This window comes from Novosphingobium sp. GW835-FHT14H07, assembly GCF_058793515.1.
On record NZ_JBXAFX010000009.1, the window covers coordinates 77,073 to 98,726 of the forward strand.

Genomic DNA, 21,654 nt, shown 5'->3' on the forward strand with positions numbered 1-21,654 from the left:
CAATGCAGCAGATTTCGGTTTCGCGGCGCGGGTTCATCGGGGCGCTCGGGTTGGTCGCCGGAAGCATGGCCTTGCCGCGCATGGCGTGGGCAAGCGCTGCGGCGGAAGCGCGCTTTCCGACGGTTGCGGGAATGCTCGATGGCTATGTCTCGTCGGGCAAGCTGCCCGGCATGATCGCGGCGCTGGGCTGGGGGGCAAGCGAGGCGCCGATGGACATCGCCCGCGGCACTTTGGCCAAGGGGATGGCGCCAGCTATCGAGATGGACAGCCTGTTCCGCATCTATTCGATGACCAAGCCGATTACCGGAATGGCGGCGATGATGCTGGTGGATGAAGGCAAGCTCCGGCTCGACCAACCGATTGCCGATCTGCTGCCTGCCTTCGGCAAGATGCAGGTTCAGGTCACGCCTGACGGTTCGATGACCGATCTGCGCCCGGCAAGGCCACAGATCACGGTTCGGCACCTGCTGACGCACACCGCGGGGCTTGGCTATTCGATCATCCAGAAGGGCCCGATCAAGGACGCATACATCAACGCGGGGCTTGTGCCGGGGCAGGCCAGCCGCATGCGGCTTCCGGGCATGGATGCGCCCAAGCCACTGGGCAGCCTTGCCGAGTTCGCCGATGTCCTGGCAACGATGCCGCTGGTCTACGAGCCGGGTACGGTGTGGAGCTATTCGGTTGCGCTCGACCTGATGGGGCGGGTGATCGAAGTGGCATCGGGCAAGCCGTTCGACGTGTTTCTGGCCGAGCGGCTGTTCGCCCCTTGTGGCATGACCTCGACCTGGTTCCGTGTGCCCGAGAGCGAAGTGGGGCGGCTGACCACGAACTACGCTGCGGTTGGGGGTGCCTTGCTGCCGATCGATCCGGCCAAGGCTTCGATCTATCTCGATCAGCCGCCCTATCCGTTCGGCGGGGCAGGGCTGGTTTCAAGCCCTCGCGACTATGACCGGTTCCTGCGGATGCTGCTGGGCTTCGGGCGGATCGATGGCAGGCAGGTGATGAGCGAGACTGCCGTGCGCCTCGGCACCAGCAATCTCCTGCCGGCAGGCACAGACCTGTCGCAGGCTTTTATCAAGGGCAACGGCTTTGGCGCCGGCGGTTCGGTGGGGCTGGGCGAGGATGCCGGGACCTATGGCTGGGCCGGGGCGGCAGGCACTGTGGGCTTCGTCAATTACCGGGTCGGGCTGCGGGCGGGAGTCTATACTCAATACATGCCGTCCGATGCCTATCCGGTGCACAGGGAATTCGCGAAGGCCGTGCTGGCCGACGTAACGGGGAAGAAGGCCGCAGCCTGATGGACACGACGATTGCATTTGCTGGCGGCGGACTCGACCGCGCCGATCACATTCGTGGCGATGCGGACAAGCTGGGCAGCCTGATGAACTGGCGCGCGCGGCTGCTGCGGCTGGAAGGGATCGATCCGGTGATCGCGCCCGACGGCGGGCTGGATTGGGGCACGCTGGCCGATGCCGATCCAGAGGCGGAACTGGTGTTCCTTGGTCTGAGCGAAGATGGACGCGGCTGTTTTGCACAGGTGACGCCGGCGATCGTCGGAAGCGTTGCGCCGCCCAATCCACGGTTGTGGGCGGCGATGGGATCACTCTCGACGGGCGACCTTTCGATCTATGGCGGAGCGCGCAGCCTGGTCGACTGGCATGCACGGCACCGCTTCTGCGCTCGCTGCGGATCGGCGACGAAGCTGGCCAAGGGGGGCTGGCAGCGCACCTGCACCAACGAGGTCTGTAAGGGTGAGCACTTTCCGCGCGTCGATCCGGTGACGATCATGACGGTCGAGTGCGAGGGTGAACTGCTGCTCGGTCGTCAGCCGCGCTTTCCGCCGCGGCGCTATTCGGCGCTGGCGGGTTTCGTGGAGCCGGGGGAGGGCCTTGAGGACGCGGTTCGCCGCGAGGTGCAGGAAGAGGCAGGGGTGAAGGTAGATGAGGTGCGCTATGTGGCGAGCCAGCCCTGGCCATTCCCTTCGTCGTTGATGATTGCTTGCCACGCCTTCACCACGCAGCGGGAAATCACCATCGACGCGACCGAACTCGATGACGCGCGGTGGTTCACCCGCGAGGAAGTCCGTTATGCGATGAGTGGTGCCGAGGACGGCGCTTTCATTGCGCCGCCGCCGTTCGCCGTGGCGCATCACCTGCTCAAGTGGTGGTTGTCGCAATGATCGCGCCTGCAAATGTCACGCTCGACATCTGGTCGGACGTGATGTGCCCGTGGTGCGTGATCGGGCTGAAGCAGCTCGACAAGGCGCTGGCCAGCATGGACGGCGAAGTGGATGCGACCGTGCGCTTCCATCCGTTCGAGCTCAACCCCGACATGCCCGAGGAAGGCGAGGAGCAAGCCGCGCATATCCAGCGCAAGTATGGCCGCACGGCAGAGCAGTCGGCAGGCGTGCGCGAAACCTTGCGGCAGGCCGCCGAGCGCGCAGGCTATTCGTTCGATTACACCGGCGAAGGTGATGCTCCACCCGCGATGATGTGGAACACGCGGATGGCGCACCGGCTACTGACTTGGGCCCTGCGTGCTTTCGGGCCGGAGCGTCAGCAGGCGCTCAAACGCGCGCTGTTCGACGCGCACTTTCAGGCGCGGCGCAACGTGTCTGACCCGGAAGTGCTGGCCGAGGTTGCAGAGAGCGTCGGCCTGCCACGGCTTAACGCGCTGCAGGCGATGATCGACCCGCAGATCGATGCGATCGTCACCGCCGAGGAGCGGCAGGCTTGGGACTGGAACGTCACAGGCGTGCCGGCGGTGGTAATCAACGGCAAGTTGATTGTGCCCGGCGCGCAGGAGCCTGAAGTCTACAGCGACCTGATCCGCAAGGTCCTGGCTCGCGAAGCGGCCGGGAAAGCCTAGACCAATCCAAGCTTGGCGAGTTCCGAAGCAATCTGGGCGGGCAGGACTTCGCCCGCTTCTCCGTCACCCAGATCGGCCGGGGCATCTGCTTCTTCGAGATAGCGCCAGCCCTGATGCGCGCGGCGGGGCTTGGGGTGGACATCGATCAGGCGGGTGCTGACGACAATGTTGGTGCGGCCGCCTTCGGCTTCCTCGAAACCGACGATCTCCGATCGCGCGACAAGCTGATGCTTGTGGATCCAGTAAAGCGAGCCGCCGATCATTTCCTCGGCGCGCTTCGGGCGGTTGCGCGTGGTGAGATAGGCAACTTTCGCGCCACCGCGACGGCCGGTGTCCGAGAACCATTCGTGGATCTCGGCCAGTGATTGGGCGCCGTAGGCCACCTTGGTCATGTGCAGGGGCATGAAACTTCTTCCGGATCAGGCAAGGCCGCTCAGCACGGCGAGGCCGAGGAACGAGAAGAAGCCCATGACATCGGTCGCCATGGTCACGAATACGGCCGAAGAGACAGCCGGATCCACCTTGAGCCGATCAAGCGTGACCGGAACCAGAATACCGGCAAGGCCGGCCACAAGGTTGTTGATGACCATGGCCGAGCCGATGACGGCACCGAGCAGCGGGTTGGCAAACAGGAGACCCGTGCCCAGCCCGATCAGGATACCCAGCGCCGCGCCGTTGGTGGCTGCGATTCGCAACTCGCGCAGGATCATGCGTATCGTGTTCGAACTGGTCAGCTGATTGGTGGCAATTGCGCGCACCACGACGGCCAGTGTCTGCGTCCCGGCGTTGCCGCCCATTCCCGACACGATCGGCATCAGCACTGCGAGCAAGGCAAAGCGGGCGATGGCGCCCTGGAACATGCCGACGACCGAGGCGGCAACCAGCGCCGTGCCAAGGTTGACCACCAGCCAGGTCAGCCGGGTGCGAACGGTGAGCAGGATCGGCTCGTTGATGTCGCCATCGCCGGCACCGGACAGGCGCAGGATGTCCTCGCTCGCCTCTTCCTGAATGATGTGGACGATATCGTCGACGGTGATCTGGCCGACGAGGCGGCCGCTTTCGTCCACCACCGCGGCTGAAATCAGCGCGTACTTCTGGAAGCGCAGCGCGACTTCTTCCTGATCCATCGAGACCGGGATCAGCGTCTGGTCGCGCTTCATCACGTCGGCCAGCGGCACGCTCCGCGGCGCGCGCAGGATCCACGAGAGGCTGCAGGTGCCGACCGGATGATGCTTGTGGTCGACGATGAACACTTCCCAGAATTCGGTGGGCAGTTCGTCGTCGCGGCGCAGATAGTCGATCAGGTCACCGACGGTCATCGCCTCGGGCACCGCGATAAGATCGCGGCTCATCAGGCGGCCGGCGGTTTCTTCCGGATAGGACAGTGCGGATTCGATCGCGGCGCGATCTTCCGGTTCCATCTCGGCAAGGACGGCCTGCTGGTCTTCCTCGTCGAGGTCCTCGATCAGGGCGACGGCGTCGTCCGTCTCCATCTGCTCGGCTAGGTCGGCGACTTCCTCGGGCTCGAGCTCTTCGACCAGCAGTTCGCGGACGTGATCGTTGAGCTCGGCAAGAACCTCGCCGCCCATGAGGTCGTTGATCGCCCGGGCCAGCTTGACGCGGTCATCCTGGTCGATCAGCTCGAAAAGGTCGGCGATATCGGCCGGGTGGAGCGGTTCGACAAGATTGTAGACGGTCTCGTCGTCACCGGCTTCGAGTGCCTCTGCGACGCGGCGGACGAAGCTGGGACGAAGGGTATTGTCCTCCTCGTCAAGGCTTTCGGAATTGCGCGAGGGTTCGGCCGGCGCGGGCGCATCGTCCACGTCGGGGAGCAGGCTGTCGATGATGTCGTCGTCGCGCTCCATAGGGGCGGGTTACCGGCTGATGCGGCAATTGCAACCAGTCGGCAGACCTATGCGTGACTTTATTTTCGGAAGCCTTATATCGGCGCGCAAACAAGCAAGGATTGCGACTAATGGCTGACGAAAAACTGGTCCTCACGCTCGATTCCGGCGATGTCGTGATCAAGCTGCGTCCCGATCTGGCCCCCGGCCACGTCGAGCGCATCAAGGAACTGGCGAACGAGGGCTTCTACAACGGCGTGAAGTTCCACCGCGTGATTCCGGGCTTCATGGCGCAGGGCGGCTGCCCGCAGGGCACCGGCATGGGCGGTTCGAGCAAGCCAGACCTCAAGGCCGAATTCAACGATGAACCTCACGTCCGCGGCGTGTGCTCGATGGCTCGCACGAGCTATCCGCATTCGGCGAACAGCCAGTTCTTCATCTGCTTTGACGATGCACGCTTCCTCGACAAGCAGTACACCGTGTGGGGCCAGGTCGAGAGCGGCATGGACCTGATCGACGCGCTGCCCAAGGGTGAGCCGCCGGCGAACCCGGGCGTGATCAAGGAAGCGAAGGTCGTCGCTGCCTGATTGGACTGCTGGTCAAGAAAAGAGGGGCGGGGCCTGACGGCTGCCGCCCCTTTTTCATTGGCGCCGAGCTTGTCAATGATTGACTTGAGCCCGCTCATGCTGAGCTTGTCGAAGCATCCGGCGCAATGCCAGCGTCCTTCGACAGGCACAGGACGAGCGGGTTGGAAATTAAAACTTCAGCCGCCGCACTGCCTCGTCCTGCGCGATCAGCGGCAGGAGGGCGGCCATTTCGGGTCCGTGGTCATGGCCAGTCAGCGCCTGACGCAGCGGCAGGAACAGGGACTTGCCCTTGCGGCCGGTGCTGTCCTTGAGGGCGCTGGTCAATGCGCGCCACGGCTCGGCAGACCAGTCGAGTGTGATGGCAACCTTGGCGGCTTGCGCCAGGTAGGCGCGGGTTTCCTCGTCGAACGCAGGCACGGTCACCGGTCCGGTCACGACCTGCCACCAGTCCTTCGCCTCGTCGATATGGGCGAGATTGGGGCGGATGGCATCCCAAGCAGTTTGGCCCATGCCTTCGGGCAGAAGATGGGCAACGCGGGCGTATGGCAGGCGGTGAACGATCTGGGCGTTCACGCGGTGGAGGTCGGCTTCGTCGAAGCGGGCCGGTGCGCGGCCGAAGCGGGACAGGTCGAAGTTCTCAGCCAGTGCAGCAGCATCGAGTGACGGATCGACCGGATCGGACGTGCCAAGGCGGGCGAGCAAGGCGACAATTGCCTCCGGTTCGATGCCCTGTTCGCGGAAATCGGCCATCCCCAATGCGCCGAGGCGCTTGGACAGCTTGCCCTCGCTTCCGGTCAGCAGCGCTTCATGGGCAAACCGGGGAGGCCGGGCACCAAGAGCGGTAAACATCTGAAGCTGCGTGGCGGTGTTCGAGACGTGATCTTCGCCGCGCAGCACATCGGTAATGCCCATGGCAATGTCGTCGATTGCCGAGGGGAGCATGTAGAGCCAGGAGCCGTCAGCGCGGCGGATCACTGGGTCGGACATCTGGCGCGGATCAAAGTTCTGGGGGCCGCGAATACCGTCTTCCCAGGAAATCGGCTGTTCGTGATCGAGCAGGAAGCGCCAGTGAGGGGTTTCGCCCGCAGCGGCTTTCGCAGCGTGGTCCGCCTCGGTCAGCTTGAGCGCGGCGCGATCGTAAATCGGTGGCAGGCCGCGGCCGAGCAGAATCTTGCGCTTGAGGTCCAGTTCCTGTGCAGTCTCGTAGCAACGGTAGATGCGGCCCGCGTCGACCAGACGCTGGAACTCGCGCTCGTAGAGCTCGGTGCGCAGCGACTGGCGCTCCTCGCCGTCGTAGGTCAGGCCGAGCCAGGCAAGGTCGGCACGGATGGAATCGACATGCTCCTCGCGGCTGCGCTCGGCATCGGTATCGTCGATGCGCAGCAGGAATCGGCCGCCGGTCTTCTTCGCCAGAAGCCAGTTGTGGAGCGCAGTGCGGACGTTGCCGACATGAAGCTTGCCGGTGGGCGAAGGAGCGAAGCGGGTTACCGTGGTCATGCGCGCTGCCCTAGCGCGCCGCTGCTGCAAGGGGAAGGCCGGGGACTCTAGGGTATCAGCGCCACGGCATGGATCGTCGCGTTGTAGAGCGCTTCGTGGCGGTCAGCGCGGACAAAGCCCGCGATGCTTTCCGAGAAGGCTTCCCGCTTGCCCGAGACGGCGGCGCGGGCGAGGGCTGCAAGGGTGGTCTCGTCCGGCGTCATGGCAAGACAACAGGGGCGGTTGACCAGGAACGGTTCGGGCCAGACCTGCTTGATCGTCTGCACGAGCCCGTGGACGGCGCAGGCCGCTTCGATGGAGCGGTAGCGCTGGGCAAGGTCGGGCACGGGATCGCGGCCAGAGGCTTCAAACATTGCACACAGTCGCATCGCCATGGTCACGTGCAGGCCCTTCAGCGACAGGCCGCGCACGTCCTGTGGGCGGGCCATGCTGTCGATCAGGGCGGAGTAGCGGGTGGAGGACTGGCCTGCAGGCATTGCACATCCTTTCTTGCGAACGATTCGCAAGTTAACATGAGCTTGGCTCAGGTCAATGCGAATCGTTCGCAACTACTCCCTAGTCGCCGCTACGCGGTGGGATCGCCAGCGAAGGGCCATGCCGACGATTGACAGCAGCATGCCGGCAAGCATGAAAGCAAGCATCAGTGGCTCGTCTTGGGCGGACTTGAGCGCGGGCACGCCGAGCAGAACGACGCTGACGCTCGACACCAGATAGCCGCTTCCCTTGAGGCGGGAGCTTTTGCGCATTCGTGAATATTCCCAGATAGTTGAATGACAAAACAACTACGGGATGGAGGATGTCAGGTTCCGGTTCGGAAACCGTGGGTTATCGGATAACGCCGGTCGCGCCCATAGTTGCGCGCGCCCAGCTTCACGCCAGGAGGGGCCTGGCGGCGCTTGTATTCAGCGATGTTGAGCAGCCGTTCGATGCGGCTGACGGTCGCGCGGTCATGCCCTTCGGCCACGATCTGGTCGACGCTCTTCTCGTTCTCCACCAGCCCCTGCAGGATCGCATCGAGCACGTCGTAAGGCGGGAGTGAGTCCGAATCCTTCTGGTCGGGGCGCAATTCGGCGCTTGGCGGCTTGGTGATGATCCGCTGCGGCATGACCGGGCCATCAGGACCCAGGCCAATCTTTGGGCGATTCGCGTTTCGCCATTCGGACACGGCAAAGACCGTGGTCTTGTAGGCGTCCTTCAGCGGGTTGTAGCCGCCGTTCATGTCGCCATAGATCGTGGCGTAGCCGACGCTCATTTCGCTCTTGTTGCCGGTGGTGACCAGCATCGGGCCGAACTTGTTCGACAGTGCCATCAGGGTCACGCCACGAATGCGCGACTGGATGTTCTCTTCGGTAAGGTCGGGCTGCTTGCCGGCGAACACCGGGGCGAGCATGCCGTCAAAGGCATCGACAGCCGGAGCGATCGGCACAGTGTCGAGCCGGACGCCGAGCATTTGCGCGCAACCCGCAGCGTCGTCGAGGCTCTCCTGCGAAGTGTAGCGGCTTGGCAGCATGACGCACCACACGCGATCGGGGCCAAGAGCATCGACGGCAATGGCCGCGCAGATCGCCGAATCGATGCCGCCAGACAGCCCAAGGACAACGCCGGGGAAGCGGTTCTTGTTCACATAGTCGCGCAGGGCCATGACCATGGCGCAGTAGATGTCTTCGGGATGCTCGGCGAGTTCGTGATCGACGCCGGGTTCGCAGCGCCAGCGCGAACCGGAGCCGACAGCGGTCTGGGTCCAGACGGTGGTGACGACGGATTCTTCCCAGTCCGGCATCTGCACCCACAGCGCGCCTTCGGGGCCGACGACGAAGCTCGCCCCATCGAACACGATCTCGTCCTGCCCGCCGACGCGGTTAAGGTAGGCCAGCGGGATGCCGGTATCGATCGCGCGGCGCTTGGCCACGCCGTCGATGCGCAGCACGTCCTTGTCGATCTCGTAAGGGCTGCCGTTGATGCAGATGAAGATTTCGGCGCCGAGGTCGGCGAGGTGGCGACAGACGTCGGGGTGCCAGATGTCCTCGCAGATCGGCAGTCCCAGCATCGCGCCCTTGAACAGCACGGGCTCCGGCAAGGGGCCGGGCATGAAATAGCGCTTTTCGTCAAACGTGCCGTAATTGGGCAATTCGTACTTGAAGCGGGTGGCTGCGATGCGACCGCCTTCGAGCAGGGCGACGCCATTGTGGAGGTCACCATCGCGGACGAAAACCGAGCCCACGAGCATGGCGGGGCCGCCATCTGCAGTGACCTTGGCCAGCTTTTCGAGTTCGGTGGCAGCTCGCTCGATCAGGGCCGGCTTCATGATCAGGTCTTCCGGCGGATAGCCGATCAGCATCAGTTCCGGATAGACGATCAGGTCCGAATCCGGGTTGCTCTCCCGCACGGCAAGCATGGCCGCGACATTGGCGGCGAGATCCCCAACCGACTGGTTGAGTTGGGCGAGCGTGATGCGAAGCGTATCGGCCATGGCCCAACTCCTAAGGGACTGTTCGCTGGGCGGCAACGCCCATGGCTGCCAAGAGTTGCAAAGCTGTCATCATGGGCTAAGGGCGCGTTGGGGATCGAATCCGAGGGAATCGCACGCAATGAAGATCATGGCCGGCAACTCCAACCTGCCGCTCGCCCGCGCCATTTCGGCCTATCTCGAAATGCCGCTGACCGACGCCAGCGTGCGCCGCTTCGCTGACGAGGAAGTTTTCGTGGAAATCCACGAGAACGTCCGTGGCGAGGACGTCTTCGTCGTCCAGTCCACCGCCTACCCGGCGAACGACAACCTGATGGAACTGCTGATCTGCATCGACGCGCTTCGCCGTGCTTCGGCAAAGCGCATCACGGCGGTTGTCCCCTACTTCGGCTATGCCCGCCAGGACCGCAAGCCCGGGCCGCGTACTCCGATCTCGGCCAAGCTCGTTGCCAACCTGATCACGCAGGCAGGCGCCGATCGCGTGCTGGCGGTGGACCTCCACGCCGGCCAGATCCAGGGCTTCTTCGACATCCCGACCGACAACCTGTTTGCGGCCCCGGTGATGGCAGCCGACATCCAGACCCGCTACGGTACGCAGGAACTGATGGTAGTGTCGCCCGACGTCGGCGGTGTGGTCCGTGCACGTTCGCTGGCCAAGCGCCTGAACAACGCGCCGCTCGCCATCGTCGACAAGCGCCGCGACCGCCCCGGCCAGTCCGAAGTCATGAACATCATTGGCGACGTCAAGGGCCGCATGTGCATCCTGATCGACGACATCATCGATTCGGGCGGCACGCTGTGCAACGCAGCGCAGGCACTGATGGACGAAGGCGCGGCGGGCGTCTCGGCCTACATTACCCACGGCGTGCTTTCGGGCGGCGCAGTGGCGCGCGTCAGCAATTCCGCGCTCAAGGAACTGGTGATCACCGACACGATCATGCCGACCGAAGCGACCGCCGCTTCCGACCGCATCCGCGTGCTGACGATTGCCCCGCTGATCGGCGAGGCCGTGCGCCGCATTGCCGACGAAAGCTCGGTTTCCAGCCTGTTCGACTGATCCTGCCGCAAGTCAGCCGTTTTTCAGGCGCTCCAGCCATGCGCGAGCCTGCTTCGGCTCGCCCACAGCGTTGGCCGGAGGCTTGCCGCGGGAAGCCATGAACTCGTCGTGGAGGGTGAACGGCTCCATGAACAAGGCCTCGCGCGCCTCAGCGATCTCGTCGGCAATCTCGGTGAGGTTGTCGATAATCGGTGCAGTGGCGGCGCGCATTATCTTGTCCGCGTTGTGATCGAACAGGCCCCACTTGCCCGCCGCGGTCACTTCAAGCGCTTGGATCAGCACAGCGCGATAGTCCGCTTCCATTTCGGAGCGGCGTTTGTCGAGACGTTCGAGACGGTCAGCCCTGGCCATGCCTGAGCCTAGGTGGTGAAGCGGAAGCGCGCAATGCTGGTCACTCCCAGGGCTTGACCTCGCCGGGTTCCAGCCTGCGTATTTCCTCCAGCCTGCGGGCCTGCCGTGTTTCAAGGCCCAACGTCATAAGTGGCTGAGGGCGGTCGACGAACTGGCGCGGGCTCATCCCGAACAGAGCGGTGAATTCGCGTATCAGGTGGCTCTGGTCATAATAGCGCAAGGCAATTGCCTCGGCCTCTTCTTGATCTGCCACGCCGCGCAGGTGACTCGCCATGTCGAGCGCGCGGGCACGCCGCAAGACCTGCTTGGGTGGCATGCCGAAGTCGCGGTGAGCTATCCTTTCCAGCCGACGCTGCGTCACGCCCAGCTTTTCGGCAAGCCGTGCAACGCTGATCGTGGGATCGGCAAATGCGGCGGCCTCGAAGTGGGCTGAAATCGGATCCGGCTCGCGCACGGCGCGATCAGCGATCAGGCTGCGCATCTCGCATTCCATGGCCTTGACCCAGTCTTCCGGCGACGCATCGGGATCGAACAGGTCTAACCAGCGCTGTTCCGGCATCCCCAGATCGGCGAAAGGGGCCAGCCTGTCTGTCAGCGTGGCAATGTCCGGACCCCGCAGCGCATGACAGACGCCAGGTCGCAGGAAGATGCCGATGCTGACGAAGCTGCCGGTGACGCTGATCGGCATCCGACGAGAATGTGGACCGAACAGCATTGCCGCTTGCTCGGAAGTGCGCACGCCATCCGCCGTGGTGGCCTCCCACTTGCCGCGCAACTGAATTCGGATGCACGCGAAATCGCTCAACAGTCCACAGTCCAGGCGATGTTCAGGCGGGGTCCCGACGATGGTGACGTAGAGCCTTCCAATCCAGCGATCGAGGTCGGGAGCCGGGGCCCGGCTGTAGGAAATCGGCTGGCCATCGCGCGTGGCGATCGGCGAAACTATCGCGCGATCAACGCCCGGCCTGTTGCTGCGACTCATCTAGCGTGCCCCCAAGACAATCGGTGCATGAAGGTCTAGCGCCCCAAAAACCTTTCATGCGTGCGGTTTGTCACGCCTTCCTTAAAATTGCGCAGGCACATTTGTCCAATGCCGATTCTGGTCTTGCGGGTTGACCGTATTGGTTGAAAGCAGGCAGAGCCGGGGGATGAAGCTTGAAAACGACATCGCCCTTGCCATGCGTCTCGCCGACGCGGCGGCGGAGGCCATTCGCCCGCACTTCCGCACAGTAGCCGCCGAGCGGAAGGGCGACGCTACGCCGGTAACCCTGGCTGACCGTGCGGCTGAAGAGGCCATGCGGCGCATCCTGACGGCAGAGGTGCCGCGCGACACCATCATTGGCGAGGAATTCGGTTCGACCGCCGGTTCGTCGGGTCGGAGCTGGGTGCTTGATCCGATCGACGGAACAGCGGGTTTCCTGGCCGGCCGACCGATCTTCGGCACATTGATCGCGCTGGTGGTCGAAGGGTTTCCGGTGCTCGGCGTGCTGGACCAGCCCATCACCGGGGAGCGCTGGGTCGGTGCCATGGGCAAGCGGACTACGCTTAACGGCAAACCGGTGCAGACGCGAATCTGTCGTGAACTGTCGGAAGCCACGCTGGCGACGACCGGGCCGCATTATTTCGACGACCACGATGGCGGGCACTTCATGGGCCTTGCTGCGAAAACCGATCACAAGCGCATGGTGATGGGTGGCGATTGCTACAACTACGCCATGCTCGCCACGGGGCAGCTCGACGTGGTCTGTGAAGCGAACCTCAAGCTTCACGACTGGGCTGCGTTGGTGCCAATTGTCGAAGGTGCCGGTGGCACAATGGCCGACTGGAATGGCGATCCCTTGCACGCAGGTTCCGACGGCCACGTCATCGCACTGGGAGATCCGGCACGGCTGGAGGACGTGGTGGAGGCGTTGGCTTGCGCGCACTGAGCTGGCCGATGATCCCGTCCGACCCTCAGCGCGAGTTGCCGGGCGAGCGCGAAAGTTCCATCAACTCGTAGCGCTCTCCTATTGAGGGCAGGACCGGCAGTAGCGGCAGGCAATCGGATGGCTCGATCCAATAGTCTGTCAGATGCGGCGCCTGATCGCTCCAGCGGATCGTGTAGCGCAGGGCTCCAGCTATCGGACAAGAGGCAAAGATCTTCTTCAGCGCACCAGTAGCTGTACCTCGGACAGTTCGATGACCGGTATCTCCCAAGGGTGCGCAGCCATGAGCGCATCGAGTGCGGGCGCGAGGTCTGCGTCCGCATCGGCGTAGGTCGTAATGATCGCGGTCGGCGAGAGGGCGCGCTCGCCCGCACTTCCCATCGTCGGCTTGGCGTCCGGCCCGGGCTGGAAGCTTTCCCATCCCGGCGATATCTCGCAAACGCCATTGTAGAGCTTGAAGTCACCCAAGGGATTGTCGGCGCGGATCACGGCGAGCATGGCAGCTGCGGCGGGGTCGCGTTCGATCGCGTCGCCCTCGCCATTGAGCAATGCAGTGAGTGTCAGGGCAGAAATCGGGCAGTGGATCTTCACCGCAACGGCGCGGCGGCGGCTGGCGCTCAAAGCCCTGCCTTCAGCATCCAGTCGTGGAACAGGCGCACCGGGCGCGATTGCAGTGCGCGGGGCCGACAAACGAACCAGTACGAATAGGGACTGTCGACATCGATATCGTAAAGCCGGGCGAGGCGGGAATCATGGCTGCGATGGTAATGGTCATCGTGCATGATCGCGATGCCAAGACCCTGCGCCGCTGCCTCGAGGATCAGCTGACCGGAATCGAAGTGATCGATCGCGGCCGGTTCGAGTTTTTCGAGGTGTAGCGCTTTCTTCCATGCCTCGAAGCTGGCGGGAAGGTCATTATGTACAAGGAAGGTTTGCTTGGAGAGCTTGGCGATATCGGGACGCTCGCCAAGCTCGGCGGCCAATTCGCGCGAAGTTATCGCGTGGACCCGGTTGTGATCAAGGCGCACCGAATGCAGAGAGGCGTCCGGCCCTTCCGAAAGGACGATGGCGGCATCGATGGTGTCGCCAAGCTTGGTCTCGGCGGCGTGGCCTGAATCGATATCGATGTGCAACTGCGGATGAAGCTTGCGCAGTTCGCCGAGGCGCGGAAACAGGCGCTGGCTGCCGAACAGCGGCAGGACGCCAAGCCGCAGGCGCATGACCTTGCCGGTATCGATCAGTCGATCGACGCGGTCTGCCATCTCGTCGATCAGCGGAGCAACGGCATCGTAAAGCTGCTGGCCTTCTTCAGTGAGCTTCAGCGCCTGATGCTTGCGTTCGAACAGCGGCTTGCCGATGAAATCCTCAAGCGCGCCGAGACGACGCGACAGGGCCGAAGGACTTAGCGCAAGTTCCGCGGCCGCCGTCTTGGCCGAGCCTGCGCGCACGACGCGAATGAACGCCTCGAGCGAACGCAGTGGGGGCAGGCGGCGGATCATCTCTTCGTCCTATTCTTCTTCGGCCAGCACTGCCTGTGGCGCATGCAGCCTGAGGCGGGTGAGGCGCCGTTCATCGCCTCCGGTCACTTCAAGCCGCCAACCACTGGCATGTTCAAGCACGCGACCGACAGGCGGCACTTCGCCTGCCAATACCACGGCCAGACCGCCGAGCGTATCCACGTCTTCCTCCACTTCCGCAAGCCTTGGATCGACGGTGTCCGCGACGTCATCCAGTTCTGCCCGCGCATCGGCATCCCAGGTATCAGGATCGATCCTGCGGAGCAGTTCTTCGGGCGCATCGTCGTGTTCGTCCTCGATCTCGCCGATGATTTCCTCGACCAGGTCTTCGATGGTGATGATGCCATCTGTGCCCGAATACTCGTCGATCACCACTGCAAGATGCGTACGGCGGCTGCGCATGTCGGCCAATACGTCAAGTGCGCCCCTGGCCTGCGGCACGAACAGAGGCTGTCGCATCAGGCTCGTCCAGTCCTTGGGCGGCTGCTTGTTCGACAGCATCATGCCAGCGATGATGACGAAAACGTCCTTCACGTGGATCATGCCGACGATCTCGTCGAGCGATTCGCCATAGACGGGCAGGCGGCTGTGGCCGTGCTCGGCAAAGGACGCGACCATCTCCTCGAACGTCGCCGAGGCTGGCACGGCGATGATCTCGCCGCGCGGAATGGCTACGTCATCGGCGTCGTGTTCGCTGAAGTGAAGCAGGTTGCGCAGCATCTGGCGCTCGAGCGGAACAAGGTCGCCGTTGCCGTTGCTGCTGTTATCCTGATGGACCTCGCCCTCGTGCTCGTCGATCGCTTCCTCGATCTGTGCGCGCAGCGATTGATCGTGGTCCGGACCTCTGAAGAAGGCCCTGATCGCGCGCCACAGGGCGCGACTACTGCTACTGTCTCCGTCTCCCGACCGGCTGTCGCCGGCGGAGCCATTGCCCTCGGGCACTGTCGTATTCCCTCACTTGTTCAGTCTTCGACCGCATATGGGTCGGCAATGCCCATCAGCGCAAGCGCCTTCCGCTCCAGATTCTCCATTTCCTCGGCTTCGGCCTCACCCAGTTCGTGGTCGTAGCCGGCAAGATGGAGCAGGCCATGAACTACCAGATGGGTGGCATGGACCTCTACCGACACGCCCTTTTCCGCCGCTTCGCGCGTGCACACCCCGTGCGCAAGGATCAGGTCGCCGAGCATTCCAGGCGCGTCGGTATCCCGCGCTGCATGAAGGACTTCCTCGCGACTCAACATCGGGAAGGACAGGACATTGGTCGGCTTGTCCTTGGCGCGCCACTGCTTGTTGAGCGCGTGAACTTCCTCGTCATCGGCCATGACGAGGCTGACCAGCAGGTTCTCGTGCGCCAGTTCGCCGGCGATCTGCGCCGTGGCTTCAGCGGCGCGATTGGCGAGGTCCTCCCAATCGGTTTCCTCGCCCCAGACCGGATCGATGTCGATTTCAAGGATTGGCGCGCTCAAGCGTCCTTCCCTTCATATGCCTCGACAATGCGTCCGACGATTGGATGGCGCACCACGTCGGCGGTATTGAAGCGCACCGTTGCGATGCCTTCGACCCCTTCGAGACGCTGTACCGCGTCGTTCAGGCCGCTGGCGCCGACACCGCCGGGCAAGTCGACCTGCTTGGGGTCACCGCAGATCACCATTCGGCTGTTCTGGCCAAAGCGGGTGAGGAACATCTTCATTTGTGCAGGCGTGGTGTTCTGCGCTTCGTCGAGGATGACGAAGGCATCCGCGAGCGTGCGCCCTCGCATGAAGGCGATGGGCGCGATCTCGATTTCGCCGCTCGCAATGCGGCGCTCGACCTGTTCGGGCGGCATGCAATCGTACAGCGCGTCATAGAGCGGACGAAGGTAGGGGTCGACCTTCTCCTTCATGTCGCCGGGCAGGAAGCCGAGGCGTTCGCCGGCTTCCACAGCCGGGCGTGACAGGATCAGGCGTTGTACTGAACCGGAGATCAGTTGCGCTACGGCCTGCGCTACGGCGAGGTAGGTCTTGCCGGTACCCGCCGGACCGAGCGCGAAGATCACGTCGTGGCTGATCAACGCCTTCATGTAGTCGATCTGCGTCGGACTGCGCGGAATGATGGTTTTCTTGCGCGTGCGGATCATGATCGGCGGCGCACCACCCGGCGCCCCGGTGATGATGCCCTCAAGTGTCGGCTCGACGCTCATCGCGATCAGCGATTCGACCGCGCCGGAATCAAGTTCCTGCCCCGACAGCAGCCGCTGATGCATGCCCTTCAGCACGTCGCGCGCTCGGGCGACAGCGTCGTCGGGCCCTTCGATCAGCACGCGGTTGCCGCGCGCCGAAATGTAAACTCCTAGCCGATTCTCGATCTGCACGAGATTGGTGTCGAATTGGCCGAACAGGGCGCCAAGCACGGTCTGCTCGTCAAACTCGACCTCGACCCGGGCACGGCGATGCTGTGTTTCCGGGCGATGATGCGCCTCGTCGGCGCGATGGGGTTTACGGGCCATGAGCTCCTTTCAGGTTTGGGCCTGATTCAGAGCATAGGAACGGAAGTTGCGCGCACAAGACGCGCGCGCAGACTTTGCACAGGGCAATTAGACGAGCTGACCTGCCAGCGAGTTCGGACCGGCTTCAACATGCTTCACCGTAACCATCTGGCCGATCTCGGCTTCGCCGACGAAGTGCACTGATTGCAGCCAGGGCGATTTGCCGAGCCACTGGCCGGGATGCTTGCCCTTGCGTTCGACGAGGACTTCGCAGGTCTTGCCGACGCTGCCCTGATTGAAAGCCAATTGATCGCGGTTGAGCGCCGCTTGCAGGCGCTGAAGGCGCTCGTCCATCACTGCTGCCGGAACATGGTCGGGCATCGTCGCAGCCGGGGTGCCGGGGCGGGCGGAATACTTGAAGCTGAACGCCTGCGCATAGCCGACGGCGTCGACGAGACGCAGTGTTTCCTCGAATTCTGCATCAGTCTCCCCCGGGAAACCGACGATGAAATCGCCCGACAGCGCGATGTCGGGCCGGGCGGCGCGGATCCGGTCGAGCACCTTGAGGTAGCTGTCTGCGGTGTGGCTGCGGTTCATCGCCTTGAGCACACGATCGCTGCCCGCCTGCACCGGCAGGTGGAGGAAAGGCATCAGCTTCTCAAGTTCGCCATGCGCGGCGATCAGGCCATCGGTCATGTCGTTGGGATGGCTGGTTGTGTAGCGGATGCGCTTGAGGTCCGGGTCAGCTGCTAGGGCGCGCGCCAGCCCGTCCAGGCCGATGCTGCGGCCCTTGCCGTCCTCTCCAGTCCACGCATTCACGTTCTGCCCAAGCAGCGTGATCTCGCGCGCACCGCCGGCAACGAGCAGCTTCGCCTCTTCGACCAGATCGGAAAACGGGCGGCTGATCTCTGCACCGCGCGTATAGGGCACGACGCAGTAGGTGCAGAACTTGTCGCAGCCTTCCTGCACGGTGAGGAAGGCGGTGGGGGCTGACTTGCGGCGCTTGGGCAAGGCCGCGAACTTGGCCTCTGCCGGCATGTCGGTTTCGGTGGCGCGCTTTCCGGAAGCGGCCTCGGCAACCATTTCCGGCAAGCGGTGGTACGATTGCGGGCCGACCACCACCTTCACGCTTGGCGCGCGGGTCATGATTTCCTCGCCTTCAGCCTGGGCCACGCAACCCGCGACTGCGATCATGGGTGCCGAGCCATCTTCCCGGCGCAGCCGGCCGATATCGGAATAGACCTTTTCGGTCGCTTTCTCGCGGATGTGGCAGGTGTTTAGAACGACGAGGTCGGCGTCATCCCCGTCGCGGGCGGCAGACATTCCTTCTGCTGCCAAGAGTTCGGCCATGCGCTCGCCATCATAGACGTTCATCTGGCAGCCGAAGCTCTTGACGCGGAACGTCTTGGGGGAAGAAGTTGCGGTGGAAGACATGGGCCGCGCCGATAGTGGATTTGGCAGGGTTTGTCTAACGCGCGCCGCTCATCGCTGCGAGGATGCGTTCGCGTGCCGCTGTAGCCATGACCTTGCGGTTCGCTGTCTCCTCAGGTCCGAGTGGCGCGAGGAAATGCACTGTCACCGGGATCGGCTTACTCCGGGCGAGGATCTTGAGGAAATTGTCCAGCCCATGTTCCTCCCCCACCCATGCTATCGCCGCAACGTCCGGCCCGTAGTCGAGCCACACCGGCTGTATCGCAATGCCGGGCGGGGGCGGATCCAGCGCGGACAATAGTGACGACTTGAATGGCAGCAGGCTGACGCCGTTGCTCGTGGTGCCTTCCGGAAACACGGTGAGCGCACCAGTGTCGGTGAGAGCTGCACGCACCTGTTCGACCTGGGTATGGACCGAGCGCCGGTCATGACGGGCGACGAACACCGTGTCGTTCATTTCGCACAGCCATTTGAGCAGACCGACATCGGCAAGCCCTGAGTGGGCAACGAAGGCGCTACCGCTCGCGCCTGAGATGACCGGGATGTCGAGCCAGCTGACATGATTGGAGAGGAGAAACGCGCCCTTGCGCGAAGGCTCCCCCGAGATCGCGACACGCGTGCCGGCGATGCGGGCGATGCCGCCAAGGAACACCCGTGGCCAGGGATTGTGCAGCCGCAGGATTCGCCAGACGTAATAAAGCGGTACGCATACGAGCAACAGAACCAGCATCGCTGCGAGCCGCACTGCGATGCGCAGGCGTCCGACAAGCGAAATTGCCTGACGAGGGATAGCGTCAGCCGTCGCGTTCAAGCTTCACGCCGTAAAGCTCCATGCGATGATCGACCAGTCGGTAGCCAAGTTTTTCCGCGATCTGGCGCTGGAGTTGTTCTAGTTCGGGATCGACGAATTCGATGACCTTCCCGGTCTCGACGTCGATCAGGTGATCGTGATGCGCCTCGGGCGTCGCTTCGTAACGGGCGCGGCCATCACCGAAGTCATGCCGGTCGAGAATGCCGGCTTCTTCGAACAGGCGCACGGTGCGGTAAACCGTCGCGATCGAAATGCGCGAGTCGATGGCCGAGGCGCGTTCGTGCAGCTTCTCGACGTCCGGATGGTCGTCGCTCTCCGAAAGGACGCGCGCGATTGTCCTGCGCTGGTCGGTAATGCGCAGGCCGCGTTCGGCGCAGAGAGCTTCGATGTCGATCGGCTGATGCACTGGGTACTCGTCATGAAAGGATCGGCCCGCCGATCTATAGACCGGCGGGCCAAATCTTCAACTGTACGCAATCGTATTGCGCACAGTCATTGCCACCAATCTGCCCGCGGATCAGGCAGCGGTCTTGCGGCCGCGCTTGGGCGCCGGCTTGCGGCCGAGGCCGATCTTCTTGGCAAGTTCACGGCGCTTTTCGGCGTAGGCCGGCGCGACCATCGGATAGTCGGCAGGAAGATTCCAGCGGGCGCGATACTGTTCCGGCGTCATGTTGTAGCGCGTTGCGAGGTGGCGCTTGAGCATCTTCAGCTTCTTGCCATCTTCCAGGCAGACGATGTGATCGTTCTTCACCGAAGCGCGGATCGAAACGGCAGGTTCCGGAGCGGGCTCTTCGGCAACTACCGGCTTTTCCAGCCCGGCCAGCGCAGAATACACGTTTGAAATCAATGCCGGGAGATCGTTCACCGAGACGCTGTTGTTGCTCACATGCGCGGCAACGATGTCCGAAGTGAGGGTGATCAGCGTCTCCCGCATGTCGTTCTGAATTTCACTCATGGCAAAACCGGCTTTCTATGTTTGTCCTGCGCGGAGGCATCTGGACTCGCGACTTGGTTTGGTGATCCAGATCACATTTATAGTCGCATCCCACAAGGATACAACCGGTTTCACGACAGATCGACGACGCTGTCAATGCTACTTAGGTTAATCCTAAGTATTGTTTCAATTGCCGAGTGCAAGTTCCTGGCTTATCGCATCAATTCTGGCCCCGCTGGGGGTGCGATAATAAGCCGGCCTTAATCCAATTTGGCGGAATCCGTGCGCGGCATAAAGAAAGCCAGCGGGATTGTTATCGCGCATCTCGAGGAAAACGCGGCGCATCCCGTTCTGCTTTGCGGACAGGATAAAGCGACCTAAAAGTGCGTGCCCCAATCCTTTTCGCCGGTACTTCGGAGAAATTGCGAAAAGGAGAAGTTCTTCCTCGTCGATGATCGCACGACTCAGGAAAAAACCGGCAGTTTCATCGCCGGATTCCAAGTCTTCGCTACCATCTGGTGCAATGAGGCCGTAGCGACAATTGCCGACCAGTAGCGCGTCGCTTACCTGCTTGCGGTTCCAGGCCTCACCGTACTCCGCGGCGAATGCCTGGTCCATGACGGCCATGATCCGGTCGATATCATCGGGTGGCGGAGTCATCGGTCAGCCTATCCCTTCGGTCATGCTGCCGAAGGAAGGCGGGCATCGGGCGCGCGACCGTAGCTTGGCCTGGGATCTCTATGGAACGCCCGCTCGTCCAAAAGGCCAGCGCAGCGAGCATCGGGATGCAAGCTGATCGCAACCGCATGAGTGCGGTCGGCGGCGAGTGCTGCAGCCTGGCTGCCTGCCAGCAACAGAGCCGTGCTTCTCGACTTGGCCTGGGCAGGCGTGAGCGATGCAAGGGGAGCGAGCGGTGTTGCGTCAGAGTCGAAGGGTTGGAAAAACCACTCGCCGTGACCGCCAGTCATGCAGACGTCGACAGCCGAGCCTGGCCGTTCCGAAAGGGCCATCGCTGCAACCAGCGCGAGGCTTTCATACCCCTGCAATCGCGCATTCCATGCCAGTGCAAGGGCTCGTGCTGCAGCAAGGCCGACGCGAATGCCTGTGAAGCTTCCGGGGCCGACGTCTATCGCGATCACATCCGCCATGCCCTTGTCGGGAAGGGCAGCAATCATGGGGACCAGACGTTCAGCATGACCGCGACCAAGCAGCGCGTATTCACCAGCCACAAGTACGCCATCCTCGATCAGCGCGACTGAACAAGCTTCTGTCGCGCAGTCTATCACGAGTTTGCGCATCGCCGTCAGATCAGGCTGCTCGAACTTCAGTAACTTCGGGCACGTAGTGCTTGAGCAGGCTCTCGATCCCGTTCTTCAGCGTAGCTGTCGACGACGGGCAGCCCGAGCAGGCGCCCTGCATCTGGAGGTAGACCACGCCCTCGCGGAAGCCCTTGTAGATGATATCTCCGCCGTCATTGGCCACCGCAGGCCGCACGCGCGTTTCGATCAGATCCTTGATCTGGTCGATGATGTCGGCGTCGGCCGGGTCGTCGGCGAAGCTTTCATCAGCTTCGGCAGGAACCGCGATGCCGGCGGCAGTGCCCCCCAGGAACAGCGGAGCCTGGCTGACGAAATGATCGAGCAGGATCGCCAGAACCTGCGGTTTCAGGCCGGCCCATTCTACGCCGGGTGCGGCGGTGACCGAAACGAAATCGCGCCCGAACAGCACGCCGGTCACGTCACCAAGATCGAACAGCGCCTGCGCGAGGGGCGATGCCTCAGCAGCTTCAGGCGAAGTGAACTCGCGCGTTCCGCTTGCCATGACCTGCTCGCCGGGCAGGAACTTGAGCGTGGCGGGGTTGGGCGTGGTTTCTGTCTCGATGAACATGATTCGCATGTAGG

At 63.2% G+C, this 21,654-nt stretch carries 26 protein-coding genes; 6 read left to right on the forward strand and 20 right to left on the reverse strand.

Annotated elements, in window-relative coordinates; all coding sequences use genetic code 11:
- The first annotated feature begins 2 nt into the window (after positions 1–2).
- Genes AC1Q5P_RS10420 through AC1Q5P_RS10430 form a run of 3 tightly spaced genes read left to right on the forward strand, consistent with a single transcriptional unit; the run spans position 3 to position 2,868 of the window.
- Positions 3–1,298 (forward strand): serine hydrolase domain-containing protein, encoded by a 1,296-nt coding sequence (locus AC1Q5P_RS10420; protein WP_492518887.1) that lies wholly within the window; start codon positions 3–5, stop codon positions 1,296–1,298.
- On the forward strand, positions 1,298–2,179 hold the full coding sequence (nudC, locus tag AC1Q5P_RS10425; RefSeq protein WP_492518888.1) for an NAD(+) diphosphatase: 882 nt from the start codon (positions 1,298–1,300) through the stop codon (positions 2,177–2,179). Before AC1Q5P_RS10420 ends, nudC begins: the two co-directional genes overlap by 1 nt.
- Positions 2,176–2,868, forward strand: coding sequence for a DsbA family oxidoreductase (locus AC1Q5P_RS10430; protein ID WP_492518889.1), 693 nt, complete (start codon positions 2,176–2,178; stop codon positions 2,866–2,868). Before nudC ends, AC1Q5P_RS10430 begins: the two co-directional genes overlap by 4 nt.
- Here AC1Q5P_RS10430 and AC1Q5P_RS10435 read toward each other — a convergent pair.
- Entirely contained in the window at positions 2,865–3,272 is a 408-nt protein-coding gene (locus AC1Q5P_RS10435; protein ID WP_039332725.1) for a DUF1489 domain-containing protein, read from the reverse strand. The genes AC1Q5P_RS10430 and AC1Q5P_RS10435 overlap by 4 nt on opposite strands.
- 15 nt (positions 3,273–3,287) lie before the next feature.
- Complete coding sequence (gene mgtE / locus AC1Q5P_RS10440; protein ID WP_039332727.1) at positions 3,288–4,733, reverse strand: magnesium transporter; 1,446 nt, start codon at positions 4,731–4,733, stop codon at positions 3,288–3,290.
- Positions 4,734–4,843: 110 nt separating this feature from the next.
- Here mgtE and AC1Q5P_RS10445 point away from each other — a divergent pair, with 110 nt between their 5' ends.
- The gene (locus tag AC1Q5P_RS10445) at positions 4,844–5,299 is read left to right on the forward strand and encodes a peptidylprolyl isomerase (protein ID WP_039332729.1); all 456 of its coding nucleotides are present in this window, start codon (positions 4,844–4,846) and stop codon (positions 5,297–5,299) included.
- 168 nt (positions 5,300–5,467) lie between these two features.
- Here AC1Q5P_RS10445 and gltX read toward each other — a convergent pair whose 3' ends face one another.
- The 4 genes from gltX to AC1Q5P_RS10465 all read right to left on the reverse strand — a co-directional run bounded on the left by gltX (position 5,468) and on the right by AC1Q5P_RS10465 (position 9,266).
- Positions 5,468–6,796 carry a glutamate--tRNA ligase gene (gene gltX, locus AC1Q5P_RS10450; protein ID WP_492518890.1) on the reverse strand — a complete coding sequence of 443 codons (1,329 nt, stop codon included), beginning with the start codon at positions 6,794–6,796 and terminating at the stop codon, positions 5,468–5,470.
- A gap of 47 nt (positions 6,797–6,843) precedes the next feature.
- A complete protein-coding gene (locus AC1Q5P_RS10455; protein ID WP_492518891.1) occupies positions 6,844–7,272 on the reverse strand; it encodes a hypothetical protein in 429 nt (142 codons plus the stop codon).
- 72 nt (positions 7,273–7,344) lie between these two features.
- A complete protein-coding gene (locus tag AC1Q5P_RS10460) occupies positions 7,345–7,542 on the reverse strand; it encodes a hypothetical protein (protein ID WP_039332734.1) in 198 nt (65 codons plus the stop codon).
- Between the two features lie 53 nt (positions 7,543–7,595).
- A complete protein-coding gene (locus tag AC1Q5P_RS10465; protein ID WP_492518892.1) occupies positions 7,596–9,266 on the reverse strand; it encodes an NAD+ synthase in 1,671 nt (556 codons plus the stop codon).
- A gap of 118 nt (positions 9,267–9,384) precedes the next feature.
- On the opposite strand from AC1Q5P_RS10465, the gene AC1Q5P_RS10470 reads away from it, so the two are divergent.
- Positions 9,385–10,320, forward strand: coding sequence for a ribose-phosphate pyrophosphokinase (locus AC1Q5P_RS10470; protein WP_039332738.1), 936 nt, complete (start codon positions 9,385–9,387; stop codon positions 10,318–10,320).
- Positions 10,321–10,332: 12 nt separating this feature from the next.
- Here the strand turns inward: AC1Q5P_RS10470 and AC1Q5P_RS10475 are convergent, their stop codons facing one another.
- Positions 10,333–10,671, reverse strand: a complete 339-nt coding sequence (locus AC1Q5P_RS10475; RefSeq protein WP_039332740.1) for a hypothetical protein — start codon at positions 10,669–10,671, stop codon at positions 10,333–10,335.
- Positions 10,672–10,711: 40 nt separating this feature from the next.
- Positions 10,712–11,653, reverse strand: coding sequence for a helix-turn-helix transcriptional regulator (locus tag AC1Q5P_RS10480; protein WP_193827803.1), 942 nt, complete (start codon positions 11,651–11,653; stop codon positions 10,712–10,714).
- 166 nt (positions 11,654–11,819) lie between these two features.
- Between AC1Q5P_RS10480 and AC1Q5P_RS10485 the strand changes: the two genes are divergently transcribed.
- Positions 11,820–12,599 (forward strand): inositol monophosphatase family protein, encoded by a 780-nt coding sequence (locus AC1Q5P_RS10485; protein ID WP_039332744.1) that lies wholly within the window; start codon positions 11,820–11,822, stop codon positions 12,597–12,599.
- A gap of 216 nt (positions 12,600–12,815) precedes the next feature.
- On the opposite strand, the gene AC1Q5P_RS10490 is transcribed toward AC1Q5P_RS10485, so the two are convergent.
- The 12 genes from AC1Q5P_RS10490 to AC1Q5P_RS10545 all read right to left on the reverse strand — a co-directional run bounded on the left by AC1Q5P_RS10490 (position 12,816) and on the right by AC1Q5P_RS10545 (position 21,640).
- The gene (locus AC1Q5P_RS10490) at positions 12,816–13,217 is read right to left on the reverse strand and encodes a hypothetical protein (RefSeq protein WP_492518893.1); all 402 of its coding nucleotides are present in this window, start codon (positions 13,215–13,217) and stop codon (positions 12,816–12,818) included.
- A complete protein-coding gene (locus AC1Q5P_RS10495) occupies positions 13,214–14,095 on the reverse strand; it encodes a LysR substrate-binding domain-containing protein (RefSeq protein ID WP_052242137.1) in 882 nt (293 codons plus the stop codon). The genes AC1Q5P_RS10490 and AC1Q5P_RS10495 overlap by 4 nt, the downstream gene beginning before the upstream one ends.
- 9 nt (positions 14,096–14,104) lie before the next feature.
- Positions 14,105–15,055, reverse strand: a complete 951-nt coding sequence (locus tag AC1Q5P_RS10500) for a CBS domain-containing protein (protein ID WP_062342305.1) — start codon at positions 15,053–15,055, stop codon at positions 14,105–14,107.
- Positions 15,056–15,075: 20 nt separating this feature from the next.
- Positions 15,076–15,579, reverse strand: a complete 504-nt coding sequence (gene ybeY, locus AC1Q5P_RS10505; RefSeq protein ID WP_039332751.1) for an rRNA maturation RNase YbeY — start codon at positions 15,577–15,579, stop codon at positions 15,076–15,078.
- The gene (locus tag AC1Q5P_RS10510; RefSeq protein WP_039332754.1) at positions 15,576–16,598 is read right to left on the reverse strand and encodes a PhoH family protein; all 1,023 of its coding nucleotides are present in this window, start codon (positions 16,596–16,598) and stop codon (positions 15,576–15,578) included. Before AC1Q5P_RS10510 ends, ybeY begins: the two co-directional genes overlap by 4 nt.
- A gap of 87 nt (positions 16,599–16,685) precedes the next feature.
- Positions 16,686–18,011: a tRNA (N6-isopentenyl adenosine(37)-C2)-methylthiotransferase MiaB gene (gene miaB, locus AC1Q5P_RS10515; protein ID WP_492518894.1), complete on the reverse strand. Its 1,326-nt coding sequence runs from the start codon at positions 18,009–18,011 to the stop codon at positions 16,686–16,688.
- 34 nt (positions 18,012–18,045) lie between these two features.
- Entirely contained in the window at positions 18,046–18,819 is a 774-nt protein-coding gene (locus AC1Q5P_RS10520) for a lysophospholipid acyltransferase family protein (protein ID WP_492518895.1), read from the reverse strand.
- Entirely contained in the window at positions 18,803–19,225 is a 423-nt protein-coding gene (locus AC1Q5P_RS10525; protein ID WP_039332758.1) for a Fur family transcriptional regulator, read from the reverse strand. The genes AC1Q5P_RS10520 and AC1Q5P_RS10525 overlap by 17 nt, the downstream gene beginning before the upstream one ends.
- 111 nt (positions 19,226–19,336) lie before the next feature.
- On the reverse strand, positions 19,337–19,774 hold the full coding sequence (locus AC1Q5P_RS10530) for a Ros/MucR family transcriptional regulator (RefSeq protein ID WP_039332761.1): 438 nt from the start codon (positions 19,772–19,774) through the stop codon (positions 19,337–19,339).
- 165 nt (positions 19,775–19,939) lie between these two features.
- Entirely contained in the window at positions 19,940–20,413 is a 474-nt protein-coding gene (locus AC1Q5P_RS10535) for a GNAT family N-acetyltransferase (RefSeq protein ID WP_062342299.1), read from the reverse strand.
- Positions 20,414–20,433: 20 nt separating this feature from the next.
- Positions 20,434–21,051 (reverse strand): tRNA (adenosine(37)-N6)-threonylcarbamoyltransferase complex dimerization subunit type 1 TsaB, encoded by a 618-nt coding sequence (tsaB, locus tag AC1Q5P_RS10540; protein WP_039332763.1) that lies wholly within the window; start codon positions 21,049–21,051, stop codon positions 20,434–20,436.
- A 10-nt stretch (positions 21,052–21,061) separates the two neighbouring features.
- The gene (locus AC1Q5P_RS10545) at positions 21,062–21,640 is read right to left on the reverse strand and encodes a NifU family protein (protein ID WP_039332925.1); all 579 of its coding nucleotides are present in this window, start codon (positions 21,638–21,640) and stop codon (positions 21,062–21,064) included.
- Between the last annotated feature and the right edge of the window lie 14 nt (positions 21,641–21,654).

What these genes read in the sequence shown, in the direction of transcription:
- AC1Q5P_RS10530 (WP_039332761.1), bottom strand. Translation starts at nt 19,774, where the DNA reads ATGAGTGAAATTCAGAACGACATGCGGGAGACGCTGATCACCCTCACT.
- AC1Q5P_RS10435 (WP_039332725.1), bottom strand. Translation starts at nt 3,272, where the DNA reads ATGCCCCTGCACATGACCAAGGTGGCCTACGGCGCCCAATCACTGGCC.
- AC1Q5P_RS10535 (WP_062342299.1), bottom strand. Translation starts at nt 20,413, where the DNA reads ATGACTCCGCCACCCGATGATATCGACCGGATCATGGCCGTCATGGAC.
- AC1Q5P_RS10430 (WP_492518889.1), top strand. Translation starts at nt 2,176, where the DNA reads ATGATCGCGCCTGCAAATGTCACGCTCGACATCTGGTCGGACGTGATG.
- AC1Q5P_RS10485 (WP_039332744.1), top strand. Translation starts at nt 11,820, where the DNA reads ATGAAGCTTGAAAACGACATCGCCCTTGCCATGCGTCTCGCCGACGCG.
- AC1Q5P_RS10465 (WP_492518892.1), bottom strand. Translation starts at nt 9,266, where the DNA reads ATGGCCGATACGCTTCGCATCACGCTCGCCCAACTCAACCAGTCGGTT.
- AC1Q5P_RS10420 (WP_492518887.1), top strand. Translation starts at nt 3, where the DNA reads ATGCAGCAGATTTCGGTTTCGCGGCGCGGGTTCATCGGGGCGCTCGGG.
- gltX (WP_492518890.1), bottom strand. Translation starts at nt 6,796, where the DNA reads ATGACCACGGTAACCCGCTTCGCTCCTTCGCCCACCGGCAAGCTTCAT.
- tsaB (WP_039332763.1), bottom strand. Translation starts at nt 21,051, where the DNA reads ATGCGCAAACTCGTGATAGACTGCGCGACAGAAGCTTGTTCAGTCGCG.
- miaB (WP_492518894.1), bottom strand. Translation starts at nt 18,011, where the DNA reads ATGTCTTCCACCGCAACTTCTTCCCCCAAGACGTTCCGCGTCAAGAGC.
- AC1Q5P_RS10545 (WP_039332925.1), bottom strand. Translation starts at nt 21,640, where the DNA reads ATGTTCATCGAGACAGAAACCACGCCCAACCCCGCCACGCTCAAGTTC.
- nudC (WP_492518888.1), top strand. Translation starts at nt 1,298, where the DNA reads ATGGACACGACGATTGCATTTGCTGGCGGCGGACTCGACCGCGCCGAT.
- AC1Q5P_RS10480 (WP_193827803.1), bottom strand. Translation starts at nt 11,653, where the DNA reads ATGAGTCGCAGCAACAGGCCGGGCGTTGATCGCGCGATAGTTTCGCCG.
- AC1Q5P_RS10475 (WP_039332740.1), bottom strand. Translation starts at nt 10,671, where the DNA reads ATGGCCAGGGCTGACCGTCTCGAACGTCTCGACAAACGCCGCTCCGAA.
- AC1Q5P_RS10460 (WP_039332734.1), bottom strand. Translation starts at nt 7,542, where the DNA reads ATGCGCAAAAGCTCCCGCCTCAAGGGAAGCGGCTATCTGGTGTCGAGC.
- mgtE (WP_039332727.1), bottom strand. Translation starts at nt 4,733, where the DNA reads ATGGAGCGCGACGACGACATCATCGACAGCCTGCTCCCCGACGTGGAC.
- AC1Q5P_RS10445 (WP_039332729.1), top strand. Translation starts at nt 4,844, where the DNA reads ATGGCTGACGAAAAACTGGTCCTCACGCTCGATTCCGGCGATGTCGTG.
- AC1Q5P_RS10510 (WP_039332754.1), bottom strand. Translation starts at nt 16,598, where the DNA reads ATGGCCCGTAAACCCCATCGCGCCGACGAGGCGCATCATCGCCCGGAA.
- AC1Q5P_RS10455 (WP_492518891.1), bottom strand. Translation starts at nt 7,272, where the DNA reads ATGCCTGCAGGCCAGTCCTCCACCCGCTACTCCGCCCTGATCGACAGC.
- AC1Q5P_RS10470 (WP_039332738.1), top strand. Translation starts at nt 9,385, where the DNA reads ATGAAGATCATGGCCGGCAACTCCAACCTGCCGCTCGCCCGCGCCATT.
- AC1Q5P_RS10495 (WP_052242137.1), bottom strand. Translation starts at nt 14,095, where the DNA reads ATGATCCGCCGCCTGCCCCCACTGCGTTCGCTCGAGGCGTTCATTCGC.